We start from the raw sequence: 19633 nt of genomic DNA, 5'->3' as shown, positions 1-19633 counted from the left end.
TTCATATGAGGGCAAAATTAGTAAAGGGAATATTACTTCTTACGGTGGCGTCTTTTTGCTTATTTGCATACGGTTTTCTTTCAGGTATTAACGATGTATTGAATCCAAAAGCCTCGAATTTCGTCATGAAACGAGAAGAAGTGCAAGGAAAAGAAAAAAAGAAATCTGGGGCGTTGCAAGTCGTTAGCTTAGGGGACTCGCTAACGAGAGGTGTTGGTGATAAAGAAGGAATTGGTTATGTTGGACGCATGAAAGAAGAGTTGGAAAAAGGGAATAAGACAAAAGTTGCATTAACGAATTTAGCTGTTAGTGGAGCGAAGATGCCGGATTTGTTACAGCAAATCGAGAGTAGCGGCGCTAAATATTCCATTAAGCGTGCGGATCTTATTGTGTTAACAATTGGAGGGAATGATTTATTCCCAGGTTGGGAATCGCTTGGGAAAATAGACTTGGAAACATACCGTCCAGATACGGAAACGTTTCAAAATCAAGCGAAAAAAATTATAACAGAAGTGCGTAAAGTAAATGCGGATAGTCCTATTTTTTGGCTAGGGTTATATAATCCTTTCGAAGATGTAGAAGATTTAAAAGGCTCATCAAATATTGTCGTAGATTGGAATGCATCGTTAGAAAAAATAGCAGTCAATCATAAAAATGTATACATTGTACCGACATTCGATTTGTTTCAAAGTCGCGGAAAAGAACTATTGTATTCAGATCATTTTCATCCGAATGAAATAGGTTATTCATATATGGCAGATCGCTTAGTGAAAAATGTTATAAGTAAGCTAAAGCTACAAGGGGGAGGAGCCAAATGACGACAATCCTTTCGGTAAGGAATGTAAAAAAGGTTATCGGAAAGAAGACGCTTGTAGAAAATATTTCATTTGATGTTAAACAAGGAGAAGTGTTTGGATTTCTTGGACCAAATGGTGCAGGGAAAACGACAACCATTCGAATGTTAGTTGGACTGATTCAGGCAACGGAAGGTGAAATTTCTATCGGTGGTTATCATATTAAGGACAATTTTCGAGAAGCAATGCGACAAATTGGTAGTATTGTTGAAAATCCAGAGCTTTATACGTACTTAACAGGCTTTGAAAATTTAAAGCAATTTGCAAGGATGTTAGGCGGTATACCAGATGAACGTATTTTTGAAATTGCAAAGATGGTTCATTTAGATAAACGGATTCATGATAAAGTAAAAACATATTCTCTTGGAATGAAGCAACGCCTTGGAATTGCACAAGCTCTTCTTGGAAGACCAAAACTTCTTATATTAGACGAGCCAACAAATGGATTAGATCCCGCTGGTATAAGAGAGTTAAGAGAATTTATACATAAGCTTGTGAGAGATGAAAAGATGAGCGTATTTATTTCAAGCCATTTATTGAGTGAAGTGCAAATGATATGTGATCGCGTAGCCATTATTCATAAAGGAAAAATTATTAAAGTTGCTCCTATTGAAGAGTTAATAAAAGCTGCAAGCGACCGCGTAGAGTGGATTGTTACACCCATTTTGAAAGCGAAAGATCTATTGGAAAAATCAGAAGAAGTGAGTGAAGTTAGCATGGATCACCATCGTTTACTATGCCGTATGGATGTGAAATCCATTAGCAGTTGGAATAAGCGGTTTGTAGAGAGTGAGATAGAGGTACATAGTGTGAAAGAACTTGTGTTTACATTAGAAAATCTATTTATTGAACTCACAAGAGGTGAGGCACATGCGTGAATTTGCTAATCTTGTTTTGAATGAATCTGAGAAAATTTATCGTAAGAAACGTATTTTTGTGGTGATGTTAATATTAGTCATTCTCATTCCGCTTTTTGTATACGCGCAGTATAGAGAGATACAAACAACACAAAAGAGGCTTGGGACAAATGATTGGAAAGTTGCACTTCAGCAGCAAATTGTCGATTCACAAAATCGTTTGAACAATTCTAGGTTGCCAGAAGAGTGGCGAGATTGGCTTAAAGTTAGAGTAGAGCAGCAACAATATTATTTAGATCATAACATTAATCCAGCAGCACCGGGAGCGCCAACTTTTGTAAGGGCGTTCATTGAACAAGGGATTACATTGTTTATCCCACTTCTTGTCATGATTGTGGCAATTGATATTGTATCGGGTGAAAGAAGTGATGGGACAATGAAAATGCTTTTAACTCGTCCAATTAGGCGCTGGAAAATTCTCTTGAGTAAATATGTTACGATGCTTTTGTTTATTTCACTTATATTATTGCTTGTTGGTCTTTTCTCTTATGTACTATCTGGCATTGTTTTTGGATATGCAGGATGGAATTTACCTGTGTTAACAGGGTTTGTCATTGATAAGGAAACATTAAATACGAATTTTGTGCACTTAATCCCGCAATGGCAATATAACTTAATGGCGTATGGGTTAGCTTGGTTTGTAGCAATAGTTGTCGGGACAATCTCCTTCATGGTTTCCGTTTTGATTCGTAATACGCCCGCTGGTATGGGAATCATGTTAGCAGCTTTAATTGCTGGTGGTATTTTAAGTTCTTTCGCAACATCATGGGAAGGTGCAAAATATATATTTAGCGTCAATTTATCATTAACAGATTATTTATCAGGAAAGTTACCAGCGCTACAAGGTTTATCGATGGGATTTTCGTTAATGAATTTAACAATTTGGGCAGTGGTCTCTTTCGTTGTTTCCTTTGTAGTGTTTACGAAGCAAGATATGGTTAATTAAATGAATCAGGAGTGAGGGTAATGAAGAACATTTTAAAGAATGATTGGGAACCAATACTTGGACCAGAGTTTGAGAAGCCATACTATCAAAACTTGAGACAATTTTTAAAAGAAGAGTATAGTACGCGGGTCATATATCCAAATGCAAATGATATTTTTAACGCATTACATTATACGAGTTATGAGGATACAAAGGTTGTTATTTTAGGACAAGATCCATATCATGGACCAAATCAAGCGCACGGATTAAGTTTTTCTGTACAACCAGGAGTAAGGGTACCACCATCTTTACAAAATATGTATAAGGAACTTAAGGCGGATATTGGATGCGAAATTCCGAATCATGGCTATTTAGTAAAATGGGCAGAGCAAGGCGTATTATTGCTTAATACTGTTTTAACAGTTCGCGAAGGAGAGGCGAATTCTCATAAAGGAAAAGGATGGGAACAGTTCACAGACCGTGTCATTGAGTTGTTAAATGAGCGTGAAAAACCAGTAATCTTCATATTATGGGGACGTCACGCACAAGCAAAGAAAAAAAGAATTACGAATCCAAATCACTATATCATTGAGTCTGTACATCCAAGTCCGCTTTCAGCAAGCCGCGGTTTTTTTGGAAGCAAGCCATTTTCAAAAGTAAATCACTTTTTATCTACCATTGGTGAAAAAGAAATCGATTGGCAAATTCCAAATTTATAATGTAATCATAAAAAAGGTAGCTTGTGTGAGCTACCTTTTATTGTTCATTCTTTAATTTTGCATCTAATACAAATGTACCAAACGGAATAATGGATGCAAGAAGTGCGCCAAGAACCCATAAAATAGATTTACGGTTTGCAATCGTTACTTGAATGACTGCAAAGATAAATAAAATAAATAATACACCGTGAGCCATACCTGTAATTTTCACAGCTGCTGCAAATCCTGCAAAATATTTTAATGGCATTGCTACAAATAATAGTAATAGAAAAGAAATCCCTTCAACGAATCCGATTGCTCTTAATCGTCCAACTGGTGTAGATAACATGAGATAGCCTCCTTAAATATAAGCTTGTATATAATAAATTTGTATTCGTTTCCAAAATAAAATAGTCTTTTTTGTTTCATTATATACAAAAACGAAGTTTACACTATGATAATGTTGTAAAGTTCAAAATATCTTCACAAAATCTCTCACATGTAAAGAAAACCCCTTTGAAGTATTTGACTTCAAAGGGGAGGTATGAATGCTTCAATTAAGCAATTACTTCATTTTCTAGTACAAATTTCTCGACTACTTTTGCAACACCGTCGTTCATATTCGTATCTGTTACATAGTTTGCGATGGCTTTAATATCATCTGGGGCATTGCCCATCGCAACGCCAAGGCCAGCAAATTCAATCATTGTCTGATCATTATAGCTGTCGCCCATCGCGATGACTTCTTCGCGCTTAATACCAAGCTTTTGAATGAGTTGGTTTAAGCTCGTTCCTTTTGTAACACCAGCTTCTGTGAACTCCAAGAAGTATGGTTTGGAACGCATAACACTTAGCTTTCCTTCTAATTGTTTTTGGAGCTTCTTCTCTACTTCAATCAGTCGCTCTGCTTCTTTATTCATTAATACTTTGACAACAGGTTCTTGTACAGCAGCGACAAAACTATCTACTTGGATAATTGGCATACCTGTAAGTTGTCCCTCGATTTCTGTATAGGGATTATTTTCTTCCGTTATAATATCATCACCCATATATGTGTGAATCCAAACGCCTTCTTCTTTACTAATCTCATATAAATTGTGAACGATTTCAGGTGATAACGTACTGCTAAATAGTTCTTCATCTGTTTTACAATTAATAATTTTTGCACCGTTAAATGACAAGATAAAGCTTCCGTATTCTTCTAAACGAAGTTCTTTAGCAATATGACGCATACCAAACGTTGGGCGCCCTGAAGCAAGTACGACTTTAACACCTTGTTCTTGAGCTGTCATTAAAGCCTGCTTTGTACGCTCTGAAATCGTGTGATCATCACGTAATAAAGTATCATCTAAATCTAAAACAATCATTTTATAAGACATATAGAAAGTTCCTTTCTGTATTGAAATGATAAATAACAGTACTAGAAATAAAAATATGAAGAAGTAAATTGTAAGACATCGAACTTCTTCTTGCATAACGAAAAGGTAGATTACATTGTTAGTATAAATTATCAAGGGCGATATGCCCATGATAATTTATAACTATCGTAGCAACTTGAAAAGTAGAGTGCAATAATGGAAGTTCTCCTATTTACGAAAATTGTTTGTCTTTTGAACGGGAAAATAGAACTTCAAGTAAAATGGCCATAACGGAGCCAAGGACGAGACCGTTACTAAAAAATGATGCGAAAACGGGTGGAAGGGCTGAGAATGCTTCTGGTGGTACAAACATAACTCCAATTCCAGTAAAGAGCGACAACCCAGCAACGCGAAATAGACGTTCTTTATTTTGTACTGAATCATATTCACGAAAGGCAAGGCCAATCATACTTGCAAATACGGGATAAATGGCTGCATATCCAACGGCGATAGGGATAGCTGCAAAGAATGAAGTAATCTTTGGGAATATGCTAATGAGAATAATAAAACTTGATCCTAATATAAAAGGAATTCGCTTATAAATATTTGTTGTTGCGATAAAACCAGCTGATCCTGAAATAGCTACAGGTCCTACCGCTGAAAATAGACCGCCTAGCAATTGATTGATACCTGTTATAATACCAGCTTGCTTGAAGCGATTTTGTACTGCATTTTCTTCGTATTGGGAAACTACTTTTTGAACAACGCGAATACTTGCTAACATGTTTGTAAGAAGAAGTAGTGTGACAAACAGAACTGTGATTGCCATATTCCATTCAATACGAGGCGATCCAAAAACAAATATAGATGGAAGCTGAATGATCTCTGTTACGGGTGGAATAGGATTTGATAAACCGAAGCACGCAAATAAAATCCATCCGAAGACAATACTAAAAAGAACAGAATATTGCCCAATAATAGGTAGCTTCATAATGAAAAAAGATAGTACAATAACAATAAGTGAGAGAATAAATACGTTTATTTGCACTTTCGTATGACTTCCATCAAGCCCAAACATTCCTTTTAAGAAAGCACCGCTCAGCTGTGCAACAAGAAGGAATAAATACGTTCCGATTACTGTTGGTGTAAAATAATGAACGAGCTTATCAATAAGTCCAAAGACACTAAGAATAATACAAATAATACCGCTTAATAGGAAAGCGTATTGTAAGACGCGGAGCGTTTCAACGTTTGATCCGAATAGTACGATACCTAAACTTGCATAAAGAGAGCAGACTCCCCACCAAAGGCCAGCCGGGCCTTCTTGAATAGGTAACTTATGGCCAAACAGAGCTTGCAATAAGCCTGCAAATCCAAGAACAAATAATGTCCTTTGTATAAAAGCAATCGCTTCAGCACCATTCAATCCATAACTGGTGGCAACACTAATCGGTACAATTAGGCTACCCGCCAAAATAAATAATGCCCACTGCAGGGCAGAAAGAAATGTTTTCATGATATCAACCTCTTTCATAGATTCCATTTCTAGTATATACGTATTTTATTTTACCTGGCAAAGATTTGTAGATTGAGAAAAGAGTTGAGGAACAGTATGAATGCACGCAGGCAATTGTTAATAGCGATTATATGTATGTGTTTTGTTGTAATACTTGGAACAATTGGATTTATGGTAATAGAAGAAATTAGTTTGTTTCAAGCTTTTTGGATGACAATGATTACAGTATTAACAGTAGGGTATGGAGATGCAATTCCAGTAACACAAGCTGGAAAAATTTTTGCACTTTTAATTATACCTATTGGTGTAGGGATTGTTACATATGCCATTGGGGTAGTGGCAGCAATGATTATAGAGGGAAATTTATTTCATGCAGTGCGGAGGAAGAAAATGAACAAACAAATAGCAGGATTAAAAGATCATATCATTGTATGCGGCTGTGGTAGAGTAGGACTTCAAGTTGTACATGAATTACAGGAAAAGAAAGTTCCTTTTGTTGTTATTGATAAAGATAGAGAAGTACTAGAAAACGAAAAAATTTTATATGTACATGGTGATGCTACGGAAGATCAAATATTAATGAAAGCTGGAATTAAGAGAGCTGCTGGCCTTGTGGGGATTGTTGCCAATGATGCTGAAAATGTATTTATTGTGCTAACAGCAAGAGGACTCAATCGTAACATCAAAATTGTGGCTAGAGCTGAAAAACCAGAAACAGAAGAAAAGTTACGTCGCGCTGGCGCGGATAAAGTGATTAATCCATCTAGTATGGCTGGAATTCATATTGCAAAAGGTATTGCAAATCCATTGGCGGTTCATTATATTGATACAGTGCTATATGGGACAGAACAATCATTTGCAATAGAAGAGTTTCAAATTGGAAAAGATGCGATTTTGATTGGAAAAACATTGCTGGAAAGTAACGTGAGAAATCAATTTGATGTCACCATTTTAGCGATTTTAAGAAATGGAGATATGATCCATAATCCGACAGGACAGGAAAAACTACAAGAACGTGATATGATAATAGTATTTGGTCCGGTAGAGAAACTGGAGCAATTTAAGAAAGAAATATAAAGTAAGAGGTGACGATGTATGCAAGTGTCTAGTGATAAAATTTTAAATAAAATGGCAAATGAGATTGCAAAAGCAAAAGGTAGTGAAGGGCAGAAGGTGAAGGAGCATTTGTCAGTTGTTCGTGCACTATGTGATTTACTATTAGATGAACAGGCTGAAACAAGTGTGTATGTAGAACCGAAATTACAGTCACAAGTAATTTCGTCTCATCCGATGACAGCACCAGTAACGCAACAAGTCACGACAGTATCGGCTGGGGAACCTGTATATATGAAAGAAGATGATGCAAACGGAAGTTCTTTATTTGATTTTTAAAGGGTAAAACGTTTGGCTTATATGTGAAAATTTCTTATCATAAAGATAAAAAGGGGAATTCTTATGAAAATTTTCTTCTTATTAGGTTGTATTGCAGCAGGACTATCAGTTGCATTAGGAGCTTTTGGCGCACATGGTTTAGAAAACAAAGTCTCCGCTAAAATGTTAGAGGTGTGGAAGACAGGAGTTACATACCAAATGTTCCATGCAGGAGGATTGTTGATTGTTGCATTATTAATGGACAAAATTCAGTCATCTCTTGTAAGTGCAGCAGGTTGGTTTATGGTAGCCGGAATTATTATGTTTTCCGGAAGTCTGTATGCATTAAGTATAACAGGCATTAAGTTTTTTGGGCCAATTACTCCTCTTGGCGGTGTCGCGTTTATTGTAGGATGGATTTTACTAGGAACTGCAATTGTAAAAGGATTATAAAAAAAAGCTGGCATTTGCCAGCTTTGTTTATTATCTTGGAGCGTAAGTCGCTTGTTGACTAGGTAGATACGTAATTTCTTCGGGGAATTCAACATAATCTAAATAAATCATAAGCAATAAGTAGCGCTTTCCAGACTGTGGTTCACTAATCACGATATGGTCGCGCCCAGCAGCTTCAATAATACCAGTATAAGATTGTGTCCCTAAAGTACTACTGCGTTCATATGTCATAACGACAGTCGCTTGTTTCCCTTTATTTAAGCGAAGAATATTTTCAATATAGGATTGCTCTAATGGGAGCATTCCTTGAGATATTGCATATTGTGCTTGTGCAGCTTGTTGTTGTAGGGCTTGCTGTTGCTGCAGAGCTTGTTGTTGTTGCGGAGTTATTTGCTGTTGCTGTGGTTGTTGCACATAACCTCCTGAAGGTTGATAGAAACCTGTTCCGTAGTATGGATTTTGTTGCTGTGCCATTCAAAAATCCCTCCTCAGTTTATCCTTTAATACACCCCTGGGCAGTCCGAACCGGAAGGTTGAAAGAAACAATGTTTTTTAAAACGGCCAGAATTTTGTTGGTTATACCAAGTTGGTGGACAAGCGCCTTCAGGTCTAAAGAACCATAATGCAAAATTTGCAGGCCAAAAACGCTGACCTTGAATATTCCGTCTGGCAAGCGCAATATCTTGCTCGCGTGCTCGTTGATAGAAATAACCTTTTTGAGTTGCTTCAAATCCACCAGGTCTTTGATAAACCATTTGGCGTAAATTTCGTATGCTTTTAAAGTCTAAACAGTTTCCGCGAACACGATTTACTCCAACATTCCCAACCATTAGCATACCTTGTTGTCCTTCACCTTCAGCTTCGGCGCGCATCAGCCTAGCTAATAATTTCACATCTTCTTCTGTATACGGAATAACAGCCATTATGTCTCACCTCTCTGTTTGGAATGCATTAGAGAAAGAGGTTTATTTCTGGATGAAGTTTAGAACAATTACTAGTTCATACGTATGAGGAAAAGGAAGCGGATATGACAACCAAACAAAGTTTTAAGAAAGAGAATTTTAACTGTACAGGGAGGAAAATAATAAAAAAGGCTAGCATTTTGCCAGCCCCTTTATGATTCGAATATTTTTGACCATATATTTGAAAAGAAATCACCAATAGATCGCAACGTTACTATAAACCAATTTACTTTTTCCACTTCTGCTGTTGTTTTAGCCGTAACTTTCAGCTGTTTACTACCATCTAAGAACCCATATCGATCGGTTGTTTCTAAGACAATTGAACCTACTTTAGCATCCTTTTTAATAGGAGCAATTAGCTTTCCCTCTTCAGCAAGGGAGGGAATGGCTTCGGTAGAAATTTTGTAAGGTGGTTTACTTCCTTTTTTTGTGACAATTTCTATTTCCTTTTCAGGTGCTATTGATACGGCATCTTCTTTTCCTTTTACTACAGAAATCGTATTATTTTTATCTAGTTTTAATTTTTTCTTTTCAAAGTTATGAAAGCCGTAATCAATTAATTCACGAGATTCTGTAAAACGTTCATCCATTGATTTTGTTTTTATAATTACAGAAATAAGACGTAAGTCGCCACGTTTTGCTGTAATGGTAAAGCCATATCCCGCTGTGTCAGAGCTTCCCGTCTTTAATCCATCTGTTCCTTCATAAGCGAATGCAGCTCCAGGTAGCATCCAATTCCAGTTTTCCATTCGAATTGGTTTTGGATGATGATCAGGGAAGTTTCGAAATCTCTGTTTTGTATCCTCTAACATTTCTGGATACTTTGTAATTATTGTTTTTGCTAGAATACCCATATCGCGAGCTGATAAGGAATTTTCTCCATTTGGATCGGTTCCTTCAGGATGTTTTCCTTTTAAATCAGCATTATTTAACCCTGTAGCGTTTACAAATTTATATTTCTTTAACCCTAGTTTTTTTGCATATTCATCAGCAAGCTTTAAGAAGTTTTTTTCACTTCCTGCAAGAAGTTCAGCAAGTGCAATGCTAGATCCATTTGCGGAAAAGATAACAATAGAGTGATATAATTCTCGCACTGTATATTGTCTTCCCTTTTCAAATGGAACATTAGAAAATTCATTATTACGCGATACTTCATAAGCGTAATCCGAAATATTTACTTTTGTATCCCAAGTAATTTTTCCTGCTTTAATTGCCTCTAAAACAGCATACACAACCATCAATTTCGACATACTTGCAACAGCTAGCAATTCATCAGGGTTTTGTTCATGTAGTATCTTTCCTGTGTCTGCATCAAATAAAATAGCAGCGGCAGCTTCTATATGTATGTTTTCTTCTGCATGGGAGTTAGTTGCTCCTAAGGAAGAAAATAACAATAGAAAAGCTAGTAAAATAGATAAGATTTTCCTCATATACATTATCACCTTCGCATCGTTATTAGCATATAGCTTGTATCATTCTAGCATGATTTTGTGAGGATTTTGACAAAAATTTATCTATTTTGACTTAAAATTGCGGAAAAATGAGGATTTTAATAGGATATTAAAAGATATAAAAAAATGGGAGGAAGGGGTATCCCCTTTCTCCCGTTTTACATTCAATATTTCTTATCATTTTTTCTAAAACGACTTGTCTCATCGTAAGAAGAAATCTGTCTCCAAAAGGTCGGTATGTAAGACTTTTTGGCGTAAGCTTTCGTTTCCTTATACATGTAAAAAGTTTGTTACTTTTTCGCTTGGTAAAATGTTTCCGACAAAGAATGTTCCAAATTCGCCGTAGCGTGCGCTTACTTCATCGAAACGCATTTCGTATACGAGTTTCTTGAACTGAAGGACATCATCAGCAAACAGTGTTACACCCCATTCGTAATCATCAAAGCCGACGGAACCTGTAATTACTTGACGTACTTTACCAGCATATTGGCGGCCAATTTTACCATGGCTATACATAAGTTTTTTGCGTTCTTCCATCGGAAGCATGTACCAGTTATCATTACCTTGGCGACGTTTGTCCATTGGATAGAAGCAAATGTGATTTGCTGTTGGTAATTCAGGGTATAAACGTGCTAGAATTTGTGGATTTTGATATGGATCTTCATCAGCTGGAAGATAATTACTTAGTTCAACAACAGATACATAAGAATATGCTGGAATCATATATTCAGCTAATGTTGTTTTATTTAATTCTGTTTCAATTTCATTTAACTCTTCCATTGTTGGACGTAGTAGCATGAACATAATATCAGCCTTTTGACCAACGATTGTATACATTGCATGGCTACCTTGCTTTTCTGCAGCTACTTTATTCCACTTTTCAATTATATTTAAAAATTCAACGATTGCTTGTTCACGTTTTTCGCTAGATAATGTTTTCCAAGATACCCAATCGATAGAACGTAAATCATGCAAACAATACCAACCATCTAACGTTTTTGCTGCTTCACTCATTTCTTTCACCTCAGTTAATGATATTTTATACGTTAACTATAGCATATATAATATTAAATTCATCTATGTAACGCTTGGGTGCATAAAATTGTCATATTTTAAGGTGATAGAAATAAGAGTGAACTTATATTTAATAAAGCTGAATTTTATGAAAATATAATCATTTCGTTTTTCCCTATTTTTTAGGAGCTATAAGTTTAAAATATATGTGAAAAGAAGTATTCTTAAAGGTAGAGTTTTTTAACATTTGTAGGAGGGTTTATTCGTGAGCGATTTATTTACAACAGTAAAAGAAAAAGTTCAAGGAAAAGGCATTTCTATCGTACTTCCTGAAGGAACTGATGAAAGAATTTTAGGCGCTGCAGAGCGTTTAGCAAAAGAAGAAATTGTAAAACCAATTTTAGTTGGTAATAAAGAAGAGATTAGCGCAAAAGCTGCTAGCCTGAATTTAACATTAGCAGGTGTTGATATTTATGATCCAGCTACATATGAAGAAATGGATGCAATGGTAGCATCTTTCGTTGAACGCCGTAAAGGGAAAGCAACAGAAGAAGATGCTCGTAAAATCCTAAAAGACGAAAATTACTTCGGCACAATGCTTGTATATATGGGGAAAGCACACGGTTTAGTAAGTGGAGCAGCTCATTCTACAGCAGATACAGTTCGTCCGGCACTTCAAATCATTAAAACAAAACCAGGCGTTACAAAAACTTCAGGCGTATTCATCATGGTACGTGAAGATGAGAAATATGTATTCGCTGATTGTGCAATCAACATTGCACCAAATAGCCAAGATTTAGCCGAAATTGGTATTGAAAGTGCAAAAACTGCTGAACTATTCGGCATTGATCCACGCATTGCTATGTTAAGCTTCTCTACAAAAGGTTCTGCGAAATCTCCAGAAACTGAAAAAGTTGTAGAGGCAACTCGTATTGCAAAAGAAATGGCTCCTGAATTAACATTAGATGGAGAATTCCAATTTGACGCAGCATTTGTACCATCTGTAGCTGAGAAGAAAGCTCCAGGTTCTGTTCTAAAAGGTGATGCTAACGTATTCGTATTCCCAAGCTTAGAAGCTGGTAATATCGGTTACAAAATTGCTCAACGCCTAGGTAACTTTGAAGCTGTAGGACCAATCTTACAAGGTTTAAATATGCCGGTAAACGATCTATCTCGTGGTTGCAACGAAGAAGAAGTGTACAAGTTAGCTTTAATTACAGCAGCTCAAGCACTATAATGATAAAGCCCCGCTATTAGAGCGGGGCTTTTTTCGCTATTTCTCGAGGCCAAGCGCTTTATTATTACGATCAATAATGCGCTGTAAGTTCATCTCATATAGTGGAACTTCATCTATCGTTAGTTGTGAAGGTGTTAACTTTCGTGCAAACTGTTGCAATGTTTTTAACAGGCGCAGCATTAAGTCTTGAACAGTAATTGTTTCACCTAGTAATTCAGATAATGAAGCCATTGTACTTGGTACAATGTTAGGATACGTAAACCTTGTTTGTTCCCCTTGAATCGCTATATTGTAAAAATCACGAACAAGAGCTGCGCGCTCAGCGCCGCTCCCTGTAGCGCATAAATAAATTTGTACAGCTACCCCTCCGCGAATACGGCGCTGTGAAATACCAGCAAATTTTTGATCACGAATGCTTAAATCATAGCTTCCAGGACAATAAGAGCCTACGATTTCCTTTGCTTCAATATTGACATCGTAATCTTTTAGCATTTCTTTAATTAAATGCCACATTGTATCATATCCAAGGTCAATATCGATACCTTTATCAGATTCTTGGAATAAAAGTGATACATTTAAAACTCCTTCATCAAGCACGACCGCAAGGCCGCCGGAATTGCGGACAATGACATTGAAATTTTTCTCTTTTAAGAAAGAAACTCCTTCTTGTAAATGAGGAAGCCGTGAATCCTGGATTCCGAGAACAATTGTATTGTGATGAACCCAAGAGCGCATTGTTGAAGCTGAAGCACCATTTCCAATTGTTGTACATAGCGTATCATCCATTGCAAATGATTGCAGAGCGTGGAATGTAGGTCCTAAACTAGACTGATCAATAATGCGCCACTCTGGTTGAGATAAAATCGAATGGGAATTGCTCATATCATTAACCCCTTATCTATAAAATGACAATCTTTATTATAGCAAAAAAAGGTTGTGGGGGAGATTGTAAAAGAATCTTACTGGGGCTAAGATGGTTGGAGATATAGTAATGAAAGAGAATGTTATCAATTAGAGAGAGAAATATGGCAATTTAAGTGCAGAATAAAAAAGGATGCTTTTTTCGCATCCTTTTTATTCTGCAATTTTTTCTAAATTACCGTTTCGATCCATTCGGAAAGAGGTTTGCGTGCGTTCTTCTTCGTCCATCAGTGCTAATTTACGAGCACGATTCATAATATTCATCAGTGTTTCGTAGTCTTCTTGCACCGTATTCGATTGTTTTTCTAATTTTTCCAGTTTCTTCTCTAATTCTTCGTTGCGAAGTATTTGCTCTTTTAATTCTTGATTTAATCTCGTATTCTCGTTTTCGATTGCGGTTACTTTCACATTGGAAGATCCTATTGTTTGTAAAAATTGAATGACATCTTGCATTGTGATAGAAGATTTAGAAGCAGTTGGTTGTACTTGTACTGCTTGTTCTTCATGCGACGTGATCACTGATGGAGTTGGCGGTGTATAAAGTAGACGTTTTTTTGCATGTTCACCGCCAGCAGCGCGCATTTTATCTTTGCGATGTTTTTTTGCTAACTGAAGAGCTTGTTCATAGCTATAGCGAACAACGGCATTCCAACGAAAACCACAAGCTGCTGATGTCCGGTTTAATCGATCTCCAACTTCCTCAAATGCATTTAACTGTGTACTTCCTTCTCGAACATGACGGAGGACTGTTTCGGCAAGTAATAAATCATCCTCATCTGTCCAAGCATCTTGTCTTACTTTCATAGATTCAACTCCCTTTCTTTTTATGAACTTCCTATTTTTATATTGGGCAAAAAGAACTGCTTTTATACAAAGCTTTTAAAATTATGGTAGATTTTGATGATTTGTTTCGCCTCTTTGCTTTTCTTACATGTGGATACGATGTAAGGTTTGAATGAAGGTTATTTATGTAGGGAAACGTAAAAATAAAGCAAAGGATTTCTGCTGTGCGAAGCGATAGAGGAAACTTGCATCAAGCTTAAAAGAGCGGTAAAATACCATTTAGTGTTTATCCCGCTATTTTAGGGCAGTAAGACTCCCGCCTCAAGATGCAGAGAGAAGCAAGGAAGATAGGTGGGAGTAGGGCTGCCCGTAACAGCCCGATTGGTGAGGGCTCATAATCAGTGGGGGATGAAGAAAACCCCCACTGATTAAAGTTTCACTTTATGTTAAATGTACTTGTGAAAAGTTTAAAATAGAGGAAGTGTTATATAAAATGGGAAACGAATTTCGTGTTTGTGATGATTGCCAAGCAACGAACATTAAAACGTTGATACCGAAGCTTAAAAAAATAGATTCATGTGCAAGTATTGAAATTGGATGTCAATCTTATTGTGGACCGGGTCGTAAAAAATCATTCGCTTTTGTAAACAATCGTCCAGTTGCAGCACCTGATGAAGACGAGCTAATTAAGAAAATTGAAGCGAAGTTAAATAAGTAAGAGGAAGAGTGAGTGTTTCACTCTTCTTTTTTTATTGTCATAAAACGAATTTTAATACGAGGGAAAATAAGGGAAAATGAAAAAATGAAGTGTTGGTGTATGGACAATTAGATAACTTTTATATTCAAATAGGAGTTCGATCCGAATGCTTGTAATTGCATATTGCAAAATAATGGTTGACAGTCTTTTATGGTGCTAGGTAGAATAAAGAATATGATTCTGAGAATCATTATCAAAAAGGGTAAGAAAGTCAATTTTATTTTTATTATTTCTTGAGAATCAATCTCATTTTGTTACATATATATTATTGGTTAGGGCGGTTGAGAGATGGGAGCAAGTGCGAGGGGTATAGAGCAGCAAGTAAATATAAAAGAGATTAAGAGCAGGCCGTTTATTGCTTCTATTATTTTAATAGCAGGCACGATTTTGTTGGCTTTAAGTATGGCCGTTTCCATTTCATTTGGAGCAGCAGATATTAGCTTAAAGACGGTATGGCAAGCTGTTTTTCAATTTGATGATTCATTAACACATCATAATGTCATTTGGGAGCTTCGCATGCCGAGAGCAATTGGAGGCGTAGTCGCAGGTGCGTTTCTAGCAGTATCTGGAGCAATTATGCAAGGGATGACGCGAAATCCGCTTGCATCACCATCTTTAATGGGAATTACAGATGGAGCGGTATTTGGAATTGCGATTATGTATGCATTTTTCCCTAATTCACCATACTTAATGTTTGTGATTGCTTCGTTTGTTGGAGCAGCATTTGGTGCAAGTATTGTATACGGTGTGGGAGCTTCTTCACCAGGAGGACTAACACCTGTTAAGTTAGCGCTAGCTGGTGCGGCAATCAGCGCTCTACTTGGTGCTATCTCATCTGGTATCGCACTTTATTTTAATCTCGCTCAAGAAGTAAGTATGTGGAATGCAGGTGGCGTTTCAGGTGTGAAATGGGCAAGTATTAATATGTTGTTACCAATTGGACTTGTTTGCCTTGCTTTAGCAATTATAATGTCCAGATACATTACGATCTTAAGCTTCGGTGAAGAAATTGCGATTGGGCTTGGGCAAAATACAACTTTCATTAAATTTATCGGGACTGTAATTGTCCTTGTTTTAACAGGATCAGCCGTATCTATGGCCGGATCAGTCGGATTTGTAGGTCTTGTTATTCCACATATGACACGCTTTCTCGTTGGGTCTGATTATAGATGGGTCATTCCATGTTCCGCTGTATTAGGTGGCTTATTAATTGAATGTGCAGATATGTTATCTCGCATTATCAATCCTCCATTTGAAACACCAATTGGCGCAATTACAGCCTTAATCGGTGTCCCGTTCTTCCTTTACTTAGCTCGTAATGAAGGGAGAGGGAAAATATGAGGACAAGTATTTTAACAAAAAAGAACATTTCTGTTTTAACGATTTTAGCTGGATTAATTGTGTCCGTATTTTTCATTAGTTTAAATACAGGAACATTTAAAATACCGCCGATAGACGTATTGAAATCGTTAGTAGGGTTAGGGGTTGAAGAGCAATCTGTTATTTTGTTTGAATTTCGTATACCTCGAATGGTTATTGCGATTTTAGTTGGTTCAGCATTAGCAATATCAGGGGCGATCATGCAAGGTTTATCACGAAATCCACTTGCTGACCCTGGGATTATTGGTATTAATGCGGGAGCAGGATTAACAGTTGTTGTTTTCGTCTATTTCTTTTTTGGAAAAGTAGGAACTGGTACGTTCCTATCCGTATTCATTCTTCCATTTTTTGCGTTGGTTGGTGCGATATTGGCGGCGGTTATTATTTATACACTCGCATGGAAAAATGGCGTTTCATCGACGCGTCTTATTCTTGTTGGGATTGCAGTTGCAGCAGGATTTGGAGCGGTTAGTTTAATTTTCTCAATGAAAATGACTTCGAATGACTTTCGCTTTGCAACGATTTGGTTAGCGGGTAGTTTATGGGGGACGGATTGGAAGTTTGTATTAAGTGTACTTCCATGGATGCTCATTTTTTTACCGATTGCAATCCGAAAGGCTCATGTACTGAATGTCATGAATTTAGGTGATGCAGCGGCAGTCGGTCTCGGTGTCAATGTTGAGAAAGAAAGACGTAAATTATTATTTATTGCCGTTTGCTTAGCTGGTGCATCTGTAGCTGTTGCAGGTGGAATTGGGTTTATCGGATTGATGGCACCACACTTAGCAAGGCGCCTTGTCGGAGGGAAACACCAAATTATGTTACCGACAGCAGCATTAATTGGAACATTTCTGTTACTGTTTGCAGATTTGATTTCTAGAAGTGTACTCACAACTTCAGAAATACCAGTCGGTCTTGTTATTTCTGTTATTGGTGCACCATATTTTATTTATTTACTTATGAGGACAAAATAAAGGGAGGCGCGTTTTGAATGGTAACTTTAGCAGTTGACTCGGTATCCGTTGGCTACAATGAAGGATTAATTATTGATGGATTATCAGTGGAAATTCCCGAAGGAAAGATCACAACAATTATTGGACCAAACGGATGCGGGAAATCCACATTGTTAAAGACAGCTTCTCGTATTTTAAAAGCAAAACGAGGGACTGTTTATCTGGATGGAAAAGCAATTGAGAAACAGCCAACAAAGGAAATTGCAAAGAAAATGGCGATTTTACCACAGACTGCAGAAGTGCCAACAGGCCTTACTGTGTTTGAACTTGTTTCGTATGGGCGTTTTCCGCACCAAAAAGGATTTGGAACTTTGAAAGAAGAAGATTATCACTATATTCATTGGGCGCTTGAAGTGACAGGGATGACAGAGTTTGCACACCGGCCAGCGGAGGCGTTATCAGGTGGTCAACGTCAACGAGTATGGATTGCAATGGCACTTGCTCAAGGAACGGACTTACTTGTATTAGATGAGCCGACAACATATTTAGATATGGCTCACCAGTTAGAAGTATTAAATTTATTGAAGAAGTTAAACCATGAGGAAGGCCGTACAATTGTTATGGTCATTCATGATTTGAATCATGCTTCTCGTTTTTCTGATCATATGATTGCTTTAAGAGCTGGTAAGCTCATTAAGCAAGGAACTCCAGATGAAGTAATGACAAGTGAGACGCTGCGCGAAGTGTTTGAAATCGAAGCGCAAATTGTTCCATGTCCTGTAAATTGTAAACCGATTTGTTTAACATACGATTTAATGATGATTAATCAACAATTGCGTAAAAAAGCATAAATAGGGAAGCTTCCTCTCTTCAGCGGTTAGAGGGGAAGCATTCTAATGGATGTTGAACTTCTCGCTTTCGTATGGGAAGTTGAACACCCGTTAGAATGGGTTATACGAAGCTTATAATATGAATATGTTGATAAATTAATTTTATCGTTTCGTATAGTGATGTACAGCTTATAAAACAAATGATATCCAGGAGGGGGAAAACATATGAAAAGGTTCAAACTGACATTATTAGCAATGGTACTCGTTGTTACTTCTGTACTATTTGCAGCTTGTTCTTCTGATAAGAAGGAAGAAAAGAAAGCTGATGCAAAAGTGGAGGAACGTACTGTACAGCATGCAAAAGGGGAAATGAAAATCCCTGCAAAACCAAAGAAAATTGCTGACCTTAGTGGTTCAACGGAAGAATTATTAATCTTTGGAATGAAACCAATTATTACTGCAAATACATCTCAAGAAAAAATTGATGCTCATATTGCAGATAAATTAAAAGGTGTAAAACCAGTTGGCTCTGCTTGGGGCGACAAAATCAACATTGAGGCAGTAGCTGCTGCAAAACCAGATTTAATTCTTGTGAATAATCGTCAAGAAAAAATCTATGATCAACTATCTAAAATTGCACCAACTGTTATGTTAAAAACTCCATTAGATCAATGGCGTCCGAAGTTTGAAGAATTAGGTAAAATCTTTGATAAAGAAAAAGAAACAAAAGAATGGTTTAAAAAGTATGATGACAAAGCAAGCAAGTTACATGATAAAATCGTTGCGAAAACTGGCGATGCGAAGTTTATGAAAATGGCTGCATATCCAAATGCATTCCGCGTATATGGTGATTACGGTTACGGTAGCGTAATCTTTACAGATTTAAAATTACCGGCAGTTGCAGGGACACCGATGGATAAACCGTTAGTACAAGTGCAAAAAGAAGCATTAATCGACTACAACCCAGATTACTTATTCGTATTTACAACAGGTGACGGTTCTCAGCGCTTAAAAGAATTCCAAGAAGAAACAATTTGGAAAAACATGAACGCTGTTAAGAACAACCATGTATTTACAATTAAAAATGATGCAGTAAACAAAGGATACTTCCCACTTGGTAAAGAAATGATCTTAGATGAAATTGCTGAGTTCGTTTTAGGAAAATAGTAAATAAAGAAAATCACTTTCGCCTTGGCGGAGGTGATTTTTTGTATACAGGGGAATTTTATGCATTTCTATAGTCTTTCGTTTCT

22 protein-coding genes are annotated in these 19633 nt (G+C 36.9%); 13 read left to right on the top strand and 9 right to left on the bottom strand.

What is annotated here, in order from left to right:
* The first annotated feature begins 5 nt into the window (after positions 1 to 5).
* From MR063_RS11110 to MR063_RS11095, 4 genes are read left to right on the top strand one after another with little or no spacing between them, the layout of a single operon-like run.
* Positions 6 to 818 (top strand): SGNH/GDSL hydrolase family protein, encoded by an 813-nt coding sequence (locus tag MR063_RS11110; RefSeq protein WP_242197655.1) that lies wholly within the window; start codon positions 6 to 8, stop codon positions 816 to 818.
* Complete coding sequence (locus MR063_RS11105) at positions 815 to 1732, top strand: ABC transporter ATP-binding protein (protein ID WP_242197653.1); 918 nt, start codon at positions 815 to 817, stop codon at positions 1730 to 1732. Before MR063_RS11110 ends, MR063_RS11105 begins: the two co-directional genes overlap by 4 nt.
* A complete protein-coding gene (locus tag MR063_RS11100) occupies positions 1725 to 2717 on the top strand; it encodes an ABC transporter permease subunit (protein ID WP_242197650.1) in 993 nt (330 codons plus the stop codon). The genes MR063_RS11105 and MR063_RS11100 overlap by 8 nt, the downstream gene beginning before the upstream one ends.
* A 20-nt stretch (positions 2718 to 2737) precedes the next feature.
* Positions 2738 to 3415, top strand: coding sequence for a uracil-DNA glycosylase (locus tag MR063_RS11095; protein ID WP_242197647.1), 678 nt, complete (start codon positions 2738 to 2740; stop codon positions 3413 to 3415).
* A gap of 37 nt (positions 3416 to 3452) precedes the next feature.
* Here the strand turns inward: MR063_RS11095 and MR063_RS11090 are convergent, their stop codons facing one another.
* From MR063_RS11090 to MR063_RS11080, 3 genes are all read right to left on the bottom strand, one after another.
* Positions 3453 to 3743, bottom strand: coding sequence for a DUF3817 domain-containing protein (locus MR063_RS11090; RefSeq protein WP_242197645.1), 291 nt, complete (start codon positions 3741 to 3743; stop codon positions 3453 to 3455).
* A gap of 208 nt (positions 3744 to 3951) precedes the next feature.
* Positions 3952 to 4773 carry a Cof-type HAD-IIB family hydrolase gene (locus MR063_RS11085; protein WP_242197641.1) on the bottom strand — a complete coding sequence of 274 codons (822 nt, stop codon included), beginning with the start codon at positions 4771 to 4773 and terminating at the stop codon, positions 3952 to 3954.
* Between the two features lie 211 nt (positions 4774 to 4984).
* The gene (locus MR063_RS11080) at positions 4985 to 6268 is read right to left on the bottom strand and encodes a purine/pyrimidine permease (protein WP_242197638.1); all 1284 of its coding nucleotides are present in this window, start codon (positions 6266 to 6268) and stop codon (positions 4985 to 4987) included.
* Positions 6269 to 6364: 96 nt separating this feature from the next.
* Here MR063_RS11080 and MR063_RS11075 point away from each other — a divergent pair, with 96 nt between their 5' ends.
* From MR063_RS11075 to MR063_RS11065, 3 genes are all read left to right on the top strand, one after another.
* Positions 6365 to 7345, top strand: coding sequence for a potassium channel family protein (locus tag MR063_RS11075; protein WP_242197635.1), 981 nt, complete (start codon positions 6365 to 6367; stop codon positions 7343 to 7345).
* A gap of 18 nt (positions 7346 to 7363) precedes the next feature.
* On the top strand, positions 7364 to 7660 hold the full coding sequence (locus tag MR063_RS11070; protein WP_242145136.1) for a YwdI family protein: 297 nt from the start codon (positions 7364 to 7366) through the stop codon (positions 7658 to 7660).
* Between the two features lie 63 nt (positions 7661 to 7723).
* Positions 7724 to 8092 carry a DUF423 domain-containing protein gene (locus MR063_RS11065; RefSeq protein ID WP_242145137.1) on the top strand — a complete coding sequence of 123 codons (369 nt, stop codon included), beginning with the start codon at positions 7724 to 7726 and terminating at the stop codon, positions 8090 to 8092.
* 30 nt (positions 8093 to 8122) lie between these two features.
* On the opposite strand, the gene gerQ is transcribed toward MR063_RS11065, so the two are convergent.
* The 4 genes from gerQ to hemQ all read right to left on the bottom strand — a co-directional run bounded on the left by gerQ (position 8123) and on the right by hemQ (position 11519).
* The gene (gene gerQ, locus MR063_RS11060; protein WP_242145138.1) at positions 8123 to 8566 is read right to left on the bottom strand and encodes a spore coat protein GerQ; all 444 of its coding nucleotides are present in this window, start codon (positions 8564 to 8566) and stop codon (positions 8123 to 8125) included.
* Between the two features lie 26 nt (positions 8567 to 8592).
* Positions 8593 to 9015, bottom strand: coding sequence for a cell wall hydrolase (locus MR063_RS11055; protein WP_242145139.1), 423 nt, complete (start codon positions 9013 to 9015; stop codon positions 8593 to 8595).
* 191 nt (positions 9016 to 9206) lie between these two features.
* Positions 9207 to 10490 (bottom strand): serine hydrolase, encoded by a 1284-nt coding sequence (locus tag MR063_RS11050; RefSeq protein ID WP_242197632.1) that lies wholly within the window; start codon positions 10488 to 10490, stop codon positions 9207 to 9209.
* A 285-nt stretch (positions 10491 to 10775) separates the two neighbouring features.
* On the bottom strand, positions 10776 to 11519 hold the full coding sequence (gene hemQ / locus MR063_RS11045) for a hydrogen peroxide-dependent heme synthase (RefSeq protein WP_242197628.1): 744 nt from the start codon (positions 11517 to 11519) through the stop codon (positions 10776 to 10778).
* Between the two features lie 265 nt (positions 11520 to 11784).
* Between hemQ and pta the strand changes: the two genes are divergently transcribed.
* On the top strand, positions 11785 to 12756 hold the full coding sequence (gene pta / locus MR063_RS11040; protein WP_242197625.1) for a phosphate acetyltransferase: 972 nt from the start codon (positions 11785 to 11787) through the stop codon (positions 12754 to 12756).
* 36 nt (positions 12757 to 12792) lie between these two features.
* Here pta and lipL read toward each other — a convergent pair whose 3' ends face one another.
* Both lipL and MR063_RS11030 read right to left on the bottom strand, forming a co-directional pair.
* Entirely contained in the window at positions 12793 to 13638 is an 846-nt protein-coding gene (gene lipL / locus MR063_RS11035) for an octanoyl-[GcvH]:protein N-octanoyltransferase (RefSeq protein ID WP_242197622.1), read from the bottom strand.
* A 192-nt stretch (positions 13639 to 13830) separates the two neighbouring features.
* Positions 13831 to 14481 carry an RsfA family transcriptional regulator gene (locus MR063_RS11030; RefSeq protein ID WP_242197619.1) on the bottom strand — a complete coding sequence of 217 codons (651 nt, stop codon included), beginning with the start codon at positions 14479 to 14481 and terminating at the stop codon, positions 13831 to 13833.
* 472 nt (positions 14482 to 14953) lie between these two features.
* Here MR063_RS11030 and MR063_RS11025 point away from each other — a divergent pair, with 472 nt between their 5' ends.
* The 5 genes from MR063_RS11025 to MR063_RS11005 all read left to right on the top strand — a co-directional run bounded on the left by MR063_RS11025 (position 14954) and on the right by MR063_RS11005 (position 19547).
* Positions 14954 to 15178, top strand: a complete 225-nt coding sequence (locus MR063_RS11025) for a YuzB family protein (protein WP_242197616.1) — start codon at positions 14954 to 14956, stop codon at positions 15176 to 15178.
* Positions 15179 to 15505: 327 nt separating this feature from the next.
* Positions 15506 to 16558 carry a FecCD family ABC transporter permease gene (locus MR063_RS11020; RefSeq protein WP_242197614.1) on the top strand — a complete coding sequence of 351 codons (1053 nt, stop codon included), beginning with the start codon at positions 15506 to 15508 and terminating at the stop codon, positions 16556 to 16558.
* Positions 16555 to 17571, top strand: coding sequence for a FecCD family ABC transporter permease (locus MR063_RS11015; RefSeq protein WP_242197612.1), 1017 nt, complete (start codon positions 16555 to 16557; stop codon positions 17569 to 17571). Before MR063_RS11020 ends, MR063_RS11015 begins: the two co-directional genes overlap by 4 nt.
* A gap of 17 nt (positions 17572 to 17588) precedes the next feature.
* Positions 17589 to 18401, top strand: a complete 813-nt coding sequence (locus MR063_RS11010) for an ABC transporter ATP-binding protein (protein WP_242197610.1) — start codon at positions 17589 to 17591, stop codon at positions 18399 to 18401.
* Positions 18402 to 18605: 204 nt separating this feature from the next.
* A complete protein-coding gene (locus tag MR063_RS11005) occupies positions 18606 to 19547 on the top strand; it encodes an ABC transporter substrate-binding protein (protein ID WP_242197607.1) in 942 nt (313 codons plus the stop codon).
* The last annotated feature ends 86 nt before the right edge of the window (positions 19548 to 19633 follow it).

It is taken from the genome of Bacillus cereus group sp. BfR-BA-01492 (assembly GCF_022662815.1).
Taxonomy (GTDB): Bacteria; Bacillota; Bacilli; order Bacillales; family Bacillaceae_G; genus Bacillus_A; species Bacillus_A cereus_BD.
Note: the sequence above shows the minus strand (reverse complement) of the source record. Positions and strands in the feature narration are given on the sequence as shown.

Excerpts from the sequence above, each read along its gene's own strand:
- MR063_RS11050 (WP_242197632.1), bottom strand. The coding sequence starts at position 10,490 with ATGTATATGAGGAAAATCTTATCTATTTTACTAGCTTTTCTATTGTTA.
- gerQ (WP_242145138.1), bottom strand. The coding sequence starts at position 8,566 with ATGGCACAGCAACAAAATCCATACTACGGAACAGGTTTCTATCAACCT.
- MR063_RS11095 (WP_242197647.1), top strand. The coding sequence starts at position 2,738 with ATGAAGAACATTTTAAAGAATGATTGGGAACCAATACTTGGACCAGAG.
- MR063_RS11025 (WP_242197616.1), top strand. The coding sequence starts at position 14,954 with ATGGGAAACGAATTTCGTGTTTGTGATGATTGCCAAGCAACGAACATT.
- MR063_RS11005 (WP_242197607.1), top strand. The coding sequence starts at position 18,606 with ATGAAAAGGTTCAAACTGACATTATTAGCAATGGTACTCGTTGTTACT.
- MR063_RS11070 (WP_242145136.1), top strand. The coding sequence starts at position 7,364 with ATGCAAGTGTCTAGTGATAAAATTTTAAATAAAATGGCAAATGAGATT.
- MR063_RS11080 (WP_242197638.1), bottom strand. The coding sequence starts at position 6,268 with ATGAAAACATTTCTTTCTGCCCTGCAGTGGGCATTATTTATTTTGGCG.
- MR063_RS11015 (WP_242197612.1), top strand. The coding sequence starts at position 16,555 with ATGAGGACAAGTATTTTAACAAAAAAGAACATTTCTGTTTTAACGATT.
- MR063_RS11110 (WP_242197655.1), top strand. The coding sequence starts at position 6 with ATGAGGGCAAAATTAGTAAAGGGAATATTACTTCTTACGGTGGCGTCT.
- MR063_RS11055 (WP_242145139.1), bottom strand. The coding sequence starts at position 9,015 with ATGGCTGTTATTCCGTATACAGAAGAAGATGTGAAATTATTAGCTAGG.
- MR063_RS11065 (WP_242145137.1), top strand. The coding sequence starts at position 7,724 with ATGAAAATTTTCTTCTTATTAGGTTGTATTGCAGCAGGACTATCAGTT.
- lipL (WP_242197622.1), bottom strand. The coding sequence starts at position 13,638 with ATGAGCAATTCCCATTCGATTTTATCTCAACCAGAGTGGCGCATTATT.
- hemQ (WP_242197628.1), bottom strand. The coding sequence starts at position 11,519 with ATGAGTGAAGCAGCAAAAACGTTAGATGGTTGGTATTGTTTGCATGAT.
- MR063_RS11090 (WP_242197645.1), bottom strand. The coding sequence starts at position 3,743 with ATGTTATCTACACCAGTTGGACGATTAAGAGCAATCGGATTCGTTGAA.
- MR063_RS11010 (WP_242197610.1), top strand. The coding sequence starts at position 17,589 with ATGGTAACTTTAGCAGTTGACTCGGTATCCGTTGGCTACAATGAAGGA.
- MR063_RS11100 (WP_242197650.1), top strand. The coding sequence starts at position 1,725 with ATGCGTGAATTTGCTAATCTTGTTTTGAATGAATCTGAGAAAATTTAT.
- MR063_RS11030 (WP_242197619.1), bottom strand. The coding sequence starts at position 14,481 with ATGAAAGTAAGACAAGATGCTTGGACAGATGAGGATGATTTATTACTT.
- MR063_RS11085 (WP_242197641.1), bottom strand. The coding sequence starts at position 4,773 with ATGTCTTATAAAATGATTGTTTTAGATTTAGATGATACTTTATTACGT.
- MR063_RS11020 (WP_242197614.1), top strand. The coding sequence starts at position 15,506 with ATGGGAGCAAGTGCGAGGGGTATAGAGCAGCAAGTAAATATAAAAGAG.
- MR063_RS11075 (WP_242197635.1), top strand. The coding sequence starts at position 6,365 with ATGAATGCACGCAGGCAATTGTTAATAGCGATTATATGTATGTGTTTT.
- MR063_RS11105 (WP_242197653.1), top strand. The coding sequence starts at position 815 with ATGACGACAATCCTTTCGGTAAGGAATGTAAAAAAGGTTATCGGAAAG.